The 12,361-nt window shown below is 64.3% G+C and carries 12 protein-coding genes; 5 read left to right on the forward strand and 7 right to left on the reverse strand.

The window, feature by feature from the left end:
* From NKI41_RS07170 to NKI41_RS07185, 4 genes are all read left to right on the forward strand, one after another.
* Entirely contained in the window at positions 1-1,164 is a 1,164-nt protein-coding gene (locus NKI41_RS07170; protein WP_352682183.1) for an acyl-CoA dehydrogenase family protein, read from the forward strand.
* Positions 1,165-1,350: 186 nt separating this feature from the next.
* On the forward strand, positions 1,351-3,429 hold the full coding sequence (locus NKI41_RS07175) for an acetate--CoA ligase family protein (RefSeq protein WP_352682185.1): 2,079 nt from the start codon (positions 1,351-1,353) through the stop codon (positions 3,427-3,429).
* On the forward strand, positions 3,422-4,204 hold the full coding sequence (locus tag NKI41_RS07180) for a carnitinyl-CoA dehydratase (protein WP_352472543.1): 783 nt from the start codon (positions 3,422-3,424) through the stop codon (positions 4,202-4,204). The genes NKI41_RS07175 and NKI41_RS07180 overlap by 8 nt, the downstream gene beginning before the upstream one ends.
* Positions 4,205-4,426: 222 nt before the next feature.
* Positions 4,427-5,365 carry an alpha/beta hydrolase gene (locus tag NKI41_RS07185; RefSeq protein ID WP_352682187.1) on the forward strand — a complete coding sequence of 313 codons (939 nt, stop codon included), beginning with the start codon at positions 4,427-4,429 and terminating at the stop codon, positions 5,363-5,365.
* A 46-nt stretch (positions 5,366-5,411) separates the two neighbouring features.
* Here NKI41_RS07185 and NKI41_RS07190 read toward each other — a convergent pair whose 3' ends face one another.
* From NKI41_RS07190 to NKI41_RS07200, 3 genes are all read right to left on the reverse strand, one after another.
* The gene (locus NKI41_RS07190) at positions 5,412-5,678 is read right to left on the reverse strand and encodes a hypothetical protein (RefSeq protein WP_352682188.1); all 267 of its coding nucleotides are present in this window, start codon (positions 5,676-5,678) and stop codon (positions 5,412-5,414) included.
* A gap of 98 nt (positions 5,679-5,776) precedes the next feature.
* The gene (locus tag NKI41_RS07195; protein WP_352682190.1) at positions 5,777-6,562 is read right to left on the reverse strand and encodes a DUF899 domain-containing protein; all 786 of its coding nucleotides are present in this window, start codon (positions 6,560-6,562) and stop codon (positions 5,777-5,779) included.
* 156 nt (positions 6,563-6,718) lie between these two features.
* On the reverse strand, positions 6,719-7,273 hold the full coding sequence (locus NKI41_RS07200) for an autotransporter (RefSeq protein WP_352682192.1): 555 nt from the start codon (positions 7,271-7,273) through the stop codon (positions 6,719-6,721).
* 99 nt (positions 7,274-7,372) lie between these two features.
* Between NKI41_RS07200 and NKI41_RS07205 the strand changes: the two genes are divergently transcribed.
* The gene (locus tag NKI41_RS07205) at positions 7,373-8,119 is read left to right on the forward strand and encodes a GntR family transcriptional regulator (protein WP_352540004.1); all 747 of its coding nucleotides are present in this window, start codon (positions 7,373-7,375) and stop codon (positions 8,117-8,119) included.
* 165 nt (positions 8,120-8,284) lie between these two features.
* Here the strand turns inward: NKI41_RS07205 and NKI41_RS07210 are convergent, their stop codons facing one another.
* From NKI41_RS07210 to NKI41_RS07225, 4 genes are all read right to left on the reverse strand, one after another.
* The gene (locus NKI41_RS07210) at positions 8,285-9,943 is read right to left on the reverse strand and encodes an FAD-binding dehydrogenase (RefSeq protein WP_352682194.1); all 1,659 of its coding nucleotides are present in this window, start codon (positions 9,941-9,943) and stop codon (positions 8,285-8,287) included.
* A 58-nt stretch (positions 9,944-10,001) separates the two neighbouring features.
* On the reverse strand, positions 10,002-10,988 hold the full coding sequence (locus NKI41_RS07215) for a Gfo/Idh/MocA family protein (protein ID WP_352682196.1): 987 nt from the start codon (positions 10,986-10,988) through the stop codon (positions 10,002-10,004).
* Between the two features lie 140 nt (positions 10,989-11,128).
* Positions 11,129-11,704, reverse strand: a complete 576-nt coding sequence (locus tag NKI41_RS07220) for a YceI family protein (RefSeq protein ID WP_352472551.1) — start codon at positions 11,702-11,704, stop codon at positions 11,129-11,131.
* 68 nt (positions 11,705-11,772) lie between these two features.
* On the reverse strand, positions 11,773-12,351 hold the full coding sequence (locus NKI41_RS07225; protein WP_352682198.1) for a cytochrome b: 579 nt from the start codon (positions 12,349-12,351) through the stop codon (positions 11,773-11,775).
* Between the last annotated feature and the right edge of the window lie 10 nt (positions 12,352-12,361).

The raw sequence follows: 12,361 nt of genomic DNA on the forward strand, positions 1-12,361 counted from the left end.
ATGGATTTTGGTCTTTCGGAGGAGCAGAAGCTCATCGTCGAGACGACGCGGGCCTTCGTCGAGAACGAGCTTTACCCGCATGAGCGCGAAGTGGAGCGTACCGGCGTGCTGCGGCGCGAGCTGATCGAGGAGATCAAGGCCAAGGCGATCGAAGCCGGCCTCTATGCCGCCAACATGCCAACGGAAGTCGGCGGCGCCGGGCTCGATACGGTGACCTGGCTGCTCTATGAAAAGGAACTCGGCCGCGCCAATTACGCGCTGCATTGGACCTGCGTGGCGCGGCCTTCGAACATCCTTCTCGCCGGCACGCCGGAGCAGCGCGAAAAATATCTGTTTCCCTGCATTCGCGGCGAGAAATGGGATTGCCTGGCAATGACCGAGCCGGGCGCCGGCTCCGATTTGCGCGGCATGAAGGCAAGCGCCGTGCAAGACGGCGACGACTGGGTGCTGAACGGCACCAAGCATTTCATCAGCCATGCGGATCTCGCCGATTTCGCCATCGTCTTCATGGCCTCGGGTGAGGAAGAGTCTTCGCGTGGAAAACGCAAGAAGATCACCGCCTTTTTCGTCGACAAGGGAACCAAGGGCTTTACCGTGCGCGACGGCTACCGCAACGTCTCGCATCGCGGCTATACCAATGCCATTCTCGAATTCGACGATTGCCGGCTGCCGGCGAGCCAAGTTCTCGGCGAGGTCCACAAAGGCTTCGATGTCGCCAATTCATGGCTCGGCGCAACGCGCCTGCAAGTCGGCGCCACCTGCCTTGGCCGTGCCGAGCGGGCGCTTGGCCATGCCATCGAATACGCCGCGCAGCGCCAGCAATTCGGCCAGCCGATCGGCAAGTTCCAGGGCGTGTCGTTCAAGCTCGCCGACATGGCGACCGAGCTGAAGGCCGCCGACCTGATGGTGTTCGAAGCCGGCTGGAAGTACGATCAGGGCACCGTTACCGATCAGGACATGGCCATGGCCAAGCTGAAGGCCACCGAGATGCTTGCCTTCGTCGCCGACGAGGCGATCCAGATCCATGGCGGCATGGGGCTGATGGACGATTTGCCGCTCGAGCGCATCTGGCGCGACGCCCGCGTCGAGCGCATCTGGGAAGGCACTTCGGAAATCCAGCGCCACATCATCTCGCGGGCGCTGCTGCGCCCGTTCGGGGGCTGAACAGCGCAATGTTTGCATTCCTTCGCGCCCCCCTCTGTCCTATCGGACATCTCCCCCTCAAGGGGGGAGATCGGCCGCCATTCCTGATTTCGCCAGTTATTACCGTTGCATGCCTGGGGCCGGCGGCCCAACTGCCAATCTCCCCCCTTGAGGGGGAGATGCCCGGCAGGGCAGAGGGGGGTGTTCATGCACAAACTTGAACGTCTTTTGCGCCCACGAACGATCGCGGTCTTCGGTGGTGCGCAGGCTGCCGCCGTGGTCGCGCAATCGATCAAGATGGGCTTTGCCGGCGATATCTGGCCGGTGCATCCGAGCAAGGCCGAGGTCGCCGGCCGCAAGGCCTATCGCTCGGTGGCCGAATTGCCCGGCGCGCCGGATGCCGCTTTCGTCGGCGTCAATCGGCACTTGACCATCGAAGTGGTCAAGGCACTGGCCGAGCGCGGCGCCGGCGGTGCGGTCTGCTTCGCCGCCGGCTTCCTCGAAACCGAGGCCTATGACGAGGACGGCGAGCGGCTGCAGGCCGAGCTGGTCGCGGCGGCGGGCCAAATGCCAATCATCGGGCCGAACTGCTACGGGCTCATCAACTACGCCGACGGCGCGCTTTTGTGGCCCGACCAGCATGGCGGCATCAGGCTGCCAGAAGGCGGTCGCGGCGTTGCCATCATCACCCAGTCGTCGAACATCGCCATCAACATGACGATGCAGAAGCGCGGCCTGCCGATCGCCTTTCTGATGACCGCCGGCAACCAGGCGCAGACCGGGCTTTCCGAAATGGCGCTCGGCCTGATCGAGGACGACCGCGTCACCGCGCTCGGCCTGCATATCGAGGCCTTCGATTCGGTAGCCGGCTTCGAAAGGCTGGCGGCACGGGCACGCGAGCTGAAAAAGCCTGTCATCGCCATGAAGGTCGGCCGCTCCGAGCAGGCGCGGCAGGCGACCGTTTCCCATACCGCGTCGCTGGCCGGCTCGGACGCGGCGTCCGGCGCCTTCCTGAAGCGGCTCGGCATCGCCCGCATCGATTCAATTCCCGCCTTCATCGAGGCGCTCAAGCTATTGCACGTCACCGGCCCCCTGCCCGGCTACCGGCTATCGTCGATGAGCTGTTCGGGCGGCGAGGCGTCGGTCATGGCCGACAGCGCCGAAGGCCGCTGGGTGACGTTTCCGCCACTCACCCCCGAGCACCGCGCGCATGTCAAATCGACGCTCGGGCCGCTGGTCGCGGTGGCCAACCCGCTCGACTACCACACCTTCATCTGGAACAACGAGCCGGCGATGACCGCCACCTTCACCGCGATGGTGTCGGGGGGCTTCGACCTCAACATGCTGGTGCTCGATTTCCCGCGCCCCGACCGCTGCTCGGACACCGACTGGTGGGCGACGCTGCGCGCCTTCGAATCGGCGCTGAAGACCAACAGCGCGCAAGGCGCGATCGTCTCCTCGCTGCCGGAGAACCTGCCCGAGGAATACACTGCCGGCCTGATGGCGCGGGGCATGGTGCCGCTGTTCGGCATCTCCGAAGCCATGGACGCCGCCCAGGCGGCGGCCTTCATCGGCTGGGCCTGGCGCGAGCCGCAGGCGCAGCCGATCGACACTTCGGCGTCCGGCGCGCCGGTCGGCGACCATGTCACGCCGGACGAGGCCGAGGCGAAGGCGCGGCTCATCGAGGCCGGGCTCCCCGTGCCGAAGGGCGAGCGCGCCGGCAACGCGGTCGAAGCTGTCATCTCCTCGATGGCGCTCGGCTTCCCGGTGGCGCTGAAGGCCCTTGGTGTCATCCACAAGTCCGAGCTCGACGCGGTCCGGCTCAATTTGAGGGATGCCGAATCCGTCAGCACCGCCGCCCACGATCTCGGCCCGCTCGGCACGGGCCTTTATGTCGAGCGCATGGTGCGCGACGGCGTCGCCGAGCTGCTCGTCGGCTTCACCCGCGACCCGATGTTCGGCGCCGTGATGACGCTCGGCACCGGCGGCGTGCTGGTCGAGCTGTTGCGCGACAGCGTCACGCTGATGCTGCCGGCGACCCGCGACGATATCGAGGCCGCTTTGCGCGGGCTGAAACTGTTCCCGCTGCTCGACGGCTATCGCGGTCGGCCGAAGGCCGATGTCGGAGCGGCAATCGATGCGATATCGGGCATTGCCGCTTTCGTGCAGCAAAACGCCGGCGAGATCGAGGAACTCGACATCAATCCGCTGATCGTCTGCACCGAAGGCAAGGGCGCCTGGATCGCCGATGCGCTGCTGGTGCTTGGAGAGAACAAAAATGTCTGACGTCATCACCACCCGCCGCGAGGGCACTATCCTCGAAGTCACGCTCGACCGGCCCAAGGCCAATGCCATCGACCTGAAGACGTCGCGGCTGATGGGCGAGACTTTCAAGGCGTTTCGCGACGATCCCGACTTGCGCGTCGCCATCGTCAAGACCGCCGGTGACAAGTTCTTCTGCGCCGGCTGGGACCTGAAGGCCGCGGCCGGCGGCGACGCGGTCGACGGCGACTACGGCGTCGGCGGCTTCGGCGGGCTGCAGGAACTGCGCGACCTCAACAAGCCGGTGATCGCCTGCGTCAACGGCATGGCGGTCGGCGGCGGCTTCGAACTGGCGCTATCCTGCGACCTCATCTATGCGTCGGACCACTCCTCCTTCGCGCTGCCCGAAATCCGCGCCGGCACGCTGGCCGATGCGGCGACGATCAAGCTGCCGAAGCGCATCCCCTACCATGTCGCCATGGACCTTCTGCTCACCGGCCGCTGGATGGATGTCGCCGAGGCGCATCGATGGGGCCTAGTCAACGAGGTGCTGCCCAAGGAAAGACTGGAGGACCGGGTCTGGGAGATCGCGCGGCTGCTCGCCAGCGGCCCGCCGCTGGTCTTCGCCGCGATCAAGGAGACGGCCCGGGTCGCAGAATCGCTGACTTTCCAGGACGCCATGAACCGGGTGACGCGCCGGCAACTGTCGACGGTTGACGCACTCTACGGCTCGGAGGACAATCTCGAGGGCTTTCGCGCCTTTGCCGAAAAGCGCGATCCGGTGTGGAAGGGGAAATGAAGGTATTGCCGAAATGACGGCACTCCGTCACGCCCCCCTCTGGCCTGCCGGCCATCTCCCCCTCAAGGGGGGAGATCGGATGTCGCTTCGGTTTTCGCCAATCTCCAACGTTGCAAGATGGGCTGCAAGGCCGAAGCTGCCAATCTCCCCACTTGAGGGGGAGATGGCCGGCAGGCCAGAGGGGGGTGTTCACGCGGATTCATTGCGATCCATTCAGCGCCCATGACCGACTACAAAACCCTCATCGACGCCGAGACCTGGGCCTTCATCGAGCGGACCAATTCTTATTATCCGCCCGATACGATCGACTACACCGTCGCCGAGCAGCGCCAGATCTATAACCGGATGTGCCGCGAGTTCTTTGCCGGCTATCCCCAAGGCGTCACGGCGGAAACCACCGCCATTGCCACACCCTGGCACATTCCGATCCGCATCTACCGCGCCCCGGCGCCGGAAGCTTCGGCAATGGTGCTTTATTTCCATGGCGGCGGTTTTATCCTCGGCGGGCTCGACAGCCATGACGACCTCTGCGCCGAGCTTTGCAGCCGCACCGGCTACGAAGTGGTTTCGGTCGACTACCGGCTGGCACCTGAACACCTTCATCCGGCCGCCTTCGACGATGCCATCAGCGCCTTCGAATGGGCGGCGGCGACTTACGAGCGTCCTGTCCTGCTCTGCGGCGACAGTGCCGGCGGCAATCTCGCCGCCGCCGTCAGTCACGCAACGCGCGGCCATGCGCGCAAGCCGATCGGCCAGATTCTGGTCTATCCCGGCCTTGGCGGCGACAGCTCCGCCGGTTCCTACGTCACCCACGCGGAAGCGCCGATGCTTACCGCGCGCGACCTCGTTTTCTACAGGGACATCAGGACCGGTGGCGAGGATCGCACCGGCGATCTCACTCTGTGGCCGCTCGCCGACGCCGAGTTCGCCAATCTGCCGCCCACCGTCGTGATCACCGCCGAATGCGACCCGCTGTCGTCGGACGGCGAAGCCTATCGCGACCGCATCGTTGCCGCGGGCGGGCGCGCCTGGTGGCTCGAGGAGCCGGGGCTGGTGCATGGCTATTTGCGCGCCAGGCACACGGCCGGCCGCGCCCGCTCGAGCTTTACCCGGATTGTCGATGCGGTAGCGGTTTTGGGAAGGGGCGAGTGGATCTGGTGAGGGATGTCTTCCCGACCAGAACGGGCCTTTGTCGGCCGGTACAGCTCTATTTGCGGCGGCGTCGCCGGCCGGAAACCTGCTTCAGCCAAGGTCCTAAATGGAAGCCGCTCATCAGCAGGTACATCGGGACCATGCCGTCCAGCGGTGACGCCTCTTGCCCGGTCGAGCACATCATGTCCGGCGCTCCGCCGAGAAGCGTCAGCAGCGCCATGGTTGCGAAGGTCGGCGCGGCCGCAAAGGACAGCCAATCGGCTGCACTATGGTCGGCCGGGCTCGCATCGCCGGTGGATCCGCCTGCATGAATCTCGCTCATGTCCGTAGTCCTGCATAGCGAGCGGGATGCGTCGAATTGAACCGTGCATCCCGCTCCTCCAATTGTCCTGGCTGCATTTCCGCGACGCCAAAGACGTTCTATTCGGTGCGATTCCGGAACGCGGCCTCTCCGGCGTCCGATATCTCGACCCATTTTTTGTCGGGGACGGCTTCGGCGCCGTAATTGTCGTGCCAATTCCACCACTTGTACGTCGGCGTCTGCGGATAGCCCTCGGGCGAATCCTCCCAAACCTCCTGGCGGCCGAGCGGCGACAGGTCGAGATAGCTCCATACGGTCCCCATCGCCTCGTCACCGCGGTTGTTGATGAAGTAGGTGCGGAACACGCGGTCGCCGTCGCGGATGAACACGTTGTGGCCGTGCCACTCGTCAACGCCGAAGTCGGCATCGAAGCTGTCGGTGATGGTGTACCAGGGCATCTTCCAGTCCATCCGCGCCTTCAGCCGCGCAATGTCGGCCTGCGGTGCGCGCGAGGCGTAGGCAAGCGTGGTGTCGCGGGCGTTCAGATGGGCGAGGTTGCCGACCTGGTCCGCCCCCAGCGAACAGCCGCGGCAAGCGTGGTCGGGCCAGCCGAATACGCCGGGCTCGAAGAAGGCGCGGTAGACGATCAGCTGACGGCGGCCCTCGAACAGGTCGAGCAGGCTCACCTTTCCATCAGGCCCTTCGAACGTATAGGTCTTCTCCACCGCCATCCACGGCATCCGCCGGCGCTCGGCGGCCAGTGCGTCGCGAGCCCGGGTCACGGTCTTCTCTTTCACGAGCAGTTGCTGGCGCGCGGCCTCCCACGCGTCAGACGAAACGACCGGTGGTGTCTTCATCGCGAGCCGCTTCGTCTGCTCGCCTGTGCCATTCTGATGTGCCGTCATTGTGCATCTCCTTGCTGGTTTGTCGCCGCAGGCGCGACGTGTTGGGTCGTCAGATAGGATAGGGGCGATAGCGGGTTGGCGAGAGTGACAAGTGTGACGCGATTCCGACGGGTCCGCTGATCACGGCCAATTTCGCCGCCCGCGACGCCCCTGCGCTCATTCGTGCCCGGACTGCTGAACGGGCCGAGCGCCGGCCAGATAGCGGTCATTGTCAAACGGCTCGGCCTGGTTGCTATCCGGACTCCACAGCTGCCGGTGGGTTCGTGTGAGATCGCCGAGGTAGACATGCAGCGCACCCGATCGCGAACCGCCCGTATTCGCAACCGCATGAACGGTATTTGACGCCATGTGCACCACGGCAGGCGCTGCGATGTCCTGCCTTTCGGGAACATCGAGTTCGCTGCCGGCAACGGGATAGATGAAGTTCGTCTCGCTGCCCTTGTAGATGCCGATCAAGGCATCCATCAGGTGGTTGTGAGGCGGGTACTGCAGGCCGGGCGACAGAGTGATGTGATAGATCGTCAGGTTCGGACTCGCATGCAGAAGCACCTCGTCGTCGTCTTCTTCGTGAGCGAGTGTTCCCGATGCGTGAAAGCGGTTGGTGTAGTCGCCCAGGACCGTCCTTACCGCTTCGAGGGGATCTGGCCCCTTCGCGGCATTGACGATATCATCAGCAACAGCGTAGAGGGGCGAGTTGGCGGCTAAAGGCATATCAGTTATCCTCCCTGAGATGCTCAGATTATCAATTTGAGATGATCACGCTAGCGAATGCTGAGGCCAGCGTCAATCGGACAGCCAGACGGACAAAATATGAAAACGACGAAGTTGACCGCCGAACCGGCAAGACCGGCTACGGTCGAGGCGACAGCACTGTCAGCCGCCGACGTCCTTCGCAGGGAACAGGCATATGAGCAGCTGAGGAACGACATCATCGCCTGCGTGCTGCGCCCCGGCGAGGCGCTGACGGAGAAACAGATCGGTGATCGATACCAGATCAAAAAGGCGACCATCCGCGCGGCGCTGGCCCGACTGATGCAGGAAGGACTGGTCAGGAGCGAGCCGCGCCGCGGCTACGTCGTTGCTACGCTCAGCCTGCGGGATGTCAACGAGATCTTCGATGTCCGCAGCTTGATCGAGCCGGAAGTGTTCAGGGTGGCGGCATCGAACATGACCGAGCGCGGGCTCGAGGATGTCAGGCTGGCAGCGCAAAAAGTGCTGAAGCCGGAGACGCTACGCAGCCACGTCGCCTTCCTTGCGGCCGACCGTGCGTTTCGTCTGGCCCTTGCGGAGCTCTCGGGAAATTTACGACTGGCGCATCTGCTGGACCAGATACTCGACCAGTCGGCGCGGGTTCTCCACCTCGGCTTCAAGTCCCGCGACTTCACCCAGTTGATCATCGCCCAGCAAAAGGAGCTGGTCCTTGCCTGTGAGGCAGGCGAGATTTCCGCCATCGTCAAACTTGCCCGTTCGCAGTGCCTGTCTCTCAAGAAGCAGGTGCTCGAGGCTTTGCTTGCCGGTTCCAAGCTTCAAGACGTCAATTTGCAGCCCTTCACCTAAAGCCGGTTCCGGTTCTCCTGGAACCGGTAACCCGCTCTAACTATCTGTTTTGCCGCATTTATGCGGACGCCAAATGATTCCATTCGGCTGCAAAATGCTCTAAGGGAAGTTGGCCATTCGGTGCGACCCGCCACCTTGGCGCAATGGCCGCCGGCGGGCCTTGTTTCACCCCACCGCGTGTGCCGCCGCCCGTCCGGCACTGCGGCCGGAAAAGATGCAGCCGCCGAGAAACGTGCCTTCGAGCGCTGCATAGCCGTGCATGCCGCCGCCGCCGAAACCGGCGGCCTCGCCCGCCGCGTACAGCCCCTCGACTGGTTGGCCGCCGGCGCCCAGCACGCGGCTGTCGAGGTCAGTCTCCAGCCCACCGAGCGTCTTGCGGGTCAGGATGCTGAGCCTGACGGCAATCAGCGGGCCATTGGCGGGATCGAGCAGCTTGTGCGGTCTTGCGGTGCGGATCAGCCGGTCGCCGAGATAGGCTCGCGCGCCGCGCAACGCAGTAATCTGCATGTCCTTGGAGAACGGATTGTCGAGCTGCCGGTCGCGGGCGCGGATTTCGCGCTCAACCTGCGCCAGTTCGAGCAGCGGCTCGCCGCCGGCCACTGCGTTCATGCGGGCGACCAGCGCCGGCAAATCAGGCTCGACGATGAAATCCTCGCCCTTCTCCATGAACGCCTTGACCGGCGCGGGAACGCCGCTGGTGGCGCGGCCGAGCACCTGGCGCCAGCTCTTCTCCGTCAGATCGGGGTTCTGCTCGGAGCCCGACAGCGCGAACTCCTTCTGGATGATCTTTTTGGTCAGGATGAACCAGGAATGATCGAAGCCGGTGCTCATGATGTGGCTGAGCGTGGCCAACGTGTCGAAGCCGGGATAGAGCGGGACCGGCAGGCGCTTGCCGCGCGCATCGAGCCACAGCGATGACGGGCCGGGCAGGATGCGGATCGCATGATCGGTCCAGATCGGTGCCCAGTTCCTGACGCCCTCGACATAGTGCCACATGCGGTCGCGGTTGATGAGCCGGCCGCCGGCGGCTTCGGCGATCGCCAGCATGCGGCCGTCGACATGATCGGGAACGCCGGTGATCATGCGTTTCGGCGGCGCGCCCATCCGCTTCGGCCAATTCTCCCGGACCAGCCGGTGATTGGCGCCGATGCCGCCGGAGGCGACGATGACGGCCTGCGCCTTCAGCTCGAAATCACCGGTGATCTCGCGCGAGCTCTTGCGGCCGCGCTCGGCATCGCTCGCCGCCAATAGGTCGCCGCGCACGCCGTTGACGACGCTGCCCGTCCGCGTCAATTCGTTGACCCGGTGACGGAATTTGAAGCGGATCAGCCCGCGCTTCTCGGCCTCGCGTACGCGCTGCGCGAACGGTTCGAGCACGCCAGGGCCGGTGCCCCAGGTGATGTGGAAGCGCGGCACCGAATTGCCGTGGCCGACGGCATTGCCGCCGCCGCGCTCGGCCCAGCCGACCACCGGAAAGAATTTCAGGCCGCGCTGCATGAGCCAGGAGCGCTTCTCGCCGGCGGCGAAGCCGAGATAGGCCTCGGCCCAGCGGCGCGGCCAGAGATCTTCCGTGCGGTCGAAGGCTGCGGTGCCCAGCCAGTCCTCGAGCGCCAGCTCATACGAATCGCGGATGCGCATGCGCCGCTGTTCGGGCGAATCGACGAGGAAGATGCCGCCGAGCGACCAGAATGCCTGGCCGCCAAGCGACTGTTCAGGCTCCTGCTCGACGATGATGGTCTTCTTGCCGGCCGCAGTCAGTTCGGCCGCCGCGACAAGGCCGGCAAGGCCGGCGCCGACAATGATCACATCCGCATCGTCGGACATCTATTTGGCCATGATCTCGTCCAAAAACCGGTCCCCACTTTTTGGGATCATCGCCGGCCTAGACTGCCTCCCAGCCTTCCTTCTCGCCGGCGCGGAAGATGGCATCGATGACCTTCTGGTTGAGCACCGATTCTTCCAGGGTGAAGGCACGATCCTTGCCGCCCCGTGCCGCCCGCGCGAAGGCCTCGACTTCCAGCCGGTACTGTTGCGTGCCGGGAAAGCGGAAAACCTGCGCCTCGCTGTGGTTCTGGTTGTGCAGTTCGACGCGGTGATGGTCGTAGAGTCCGGCGTTGAACGGTGAGAACACCTCGATGAAGCCCTTCTCGCCGTGAAAGACCATCACCTGGCGTGCCGCCATCTGCGTCGACAGGTAAAACGACAGCTCGAAGTCGCCGAAATCGGCGCGGATCGAGGAATAGATGTCGGTGCCGAATGTCTTGTCGCGCTCGATCGTCGCCTGGACGCGCAGCGGCTCCTTGCCGGTCGAAAAGCGCGTCGATACCGTCGGATAGACGCCGATGTCGGGCAGCGCACCGCCGCCGAGATCGAGCTTGTTGCGCATGTTGTTGGGGTCGACATTGTAATAGGAGAACGCGCCCTGGACATGGCGCAGCCGGCCGATGGCGCCGTTGGCGATGAGGTCGCGCACCTTGATCCATTGCGGATGGTAGACGACCATGAAGGCTTCGCAGACCAGCACCTTCCTGGCATCGCGCAGCTTGATCAATAGCGGAATGTCCTTGGCGTCGAGCGCCAGTGGCTTTTCGACCAGAACATGTTTGCCGGCCTCGATCGCCTTGGCTGTCCATTCGACATGCTGCGAGGTCGGCAGCGGAATGTAGACGCCGTCGATGTCGCTGGAGGCGAGCAGCTCCTCATAGGAGCCGAACGCGTGGCGCGCACCGAAGCGTTCGCCCAGCGCCTGCGCTTTCGACAGATCGCGGCTGGCAATCGCGGACAGCACGCCGTTCTCCGCTTCGACGATTGCCGGCAAAAGCTGCTCGCGGCCGATCTTGGCCGTCGACAAAACTCCCCATCGGAACATCAGATTTCTCCTCTCGATTGCAGGCCTGGAGGTTTGCCCTAATTCAGGAGAAAAGCCAATGCGGGAGCATGGCGGCGAACAGGGCGATCATCTGCGGCTTGTCCGGATGCCGGCGCTGCCCCCTGCGGAACCTGCAAAGGCTATCCCCTTCTACCCGTCAGCGTCATGTCGAAATCGACGACGTTGGAATAAATCGGCGTGCCGACATCCATGCCGTAGCGCGACCGCAGCACCTTGCCGGTGACGTGGAATTTTATCGTGCCCGCCCGGAGGCCGCCGAGCTCGGCCGTGAATTTTTCCTGAAAGGTCTTGCCGCGCGCCGTCAGCCGGCCGGTGACAAGGGCCGACGTGTCGCCGGTGCGTTTGACGCTGGTCGAACGGAACTGGATCTCCGGATTGTTGGCCGCGTCGAAGACTGCGTCCGAGCGGAGAAAGGCATCGATGCGGCTTTGGCCGGTACCGACGCTTTCGGGAAAGATGGTGAAATTGACCCGGGACCGGCCGACATCGCTGTTGTCGATGAGGATACTGCCCTTGAAGCGGGAGAAGGCACCGTCGAGCCCGCCGCCGCCGAGCTTGGCGATGGAGAAATGGATGCTGGAACTCCCCGGGCTGATCGTGTAGCTGCCGGCCGCCTCGCCAAGGGCAACGGCGGCGAAAACAGGCATGGCAAAACAAGCGGCAGCTGCCGCAAATCCGAAGATGCGCGCGTACATGGAAATGGTCCTCTTGGCAGGCAACGCTTTCTTGCGTCCTCGCCCCATCAACGAATGAGCCGTCCGCTCTATTCCCTGTCGTGATGTGACGAAGCCGTGATCATGCGCGTCAGCACGGTATCCCTCAGCCAGAAATGATGGCGCAGCGCTGCGGCGAGATGCAAAGCGACAAGTCCGATGCCGGCATAGGCGAGATACCAGTGCGTCGCTGCCCAGAAGCTTTCTGCCGTGTCCGATTCACCGAGCGGCAGATTGGGCATGACGAACAGATTGAACGGCACGCTCGGGATCTCCAGCACCGAGACCGAGACCAGCGCCCAGCCGGACAACGGCAGAGCGAGCTGAAACGCATAAAGCGCGAGATGGACCAGCGGCGCCGCACGGCGCTCGAAAGGCCCGACCGAGTGCGGCAGCGATGGGGCCGTTCTGCCCAGGCGCCAGGCAATGCGCAGGATGACCAGTCCAAGCAGCAGGAAGCCGAAGGATTTATGCAGCTGGATCAGCTCGAAGGCGGTGCGCTGGCTGGACAGCCGCACCATGACGAAGCCGAGCACGAACTGGCCAATAAAGAGCGCCGCGATCAGCCAGTGAAGGATGATCGCCGTCCAGCCGTAGCCGGCCGTCTGGTTTTTGGGCAGTGCTGACATGGTCGGTGAA

It is taken from the genome of Mesorhizobium sp. M0601 (genome assembly GCF_040320845.1).
Taxonomy (GTDB): Bacteria; Pseudomonadota; Alphaproteobacteria; order Rhizobiales; family Rhizobiaceae; genus Mesorhizobium.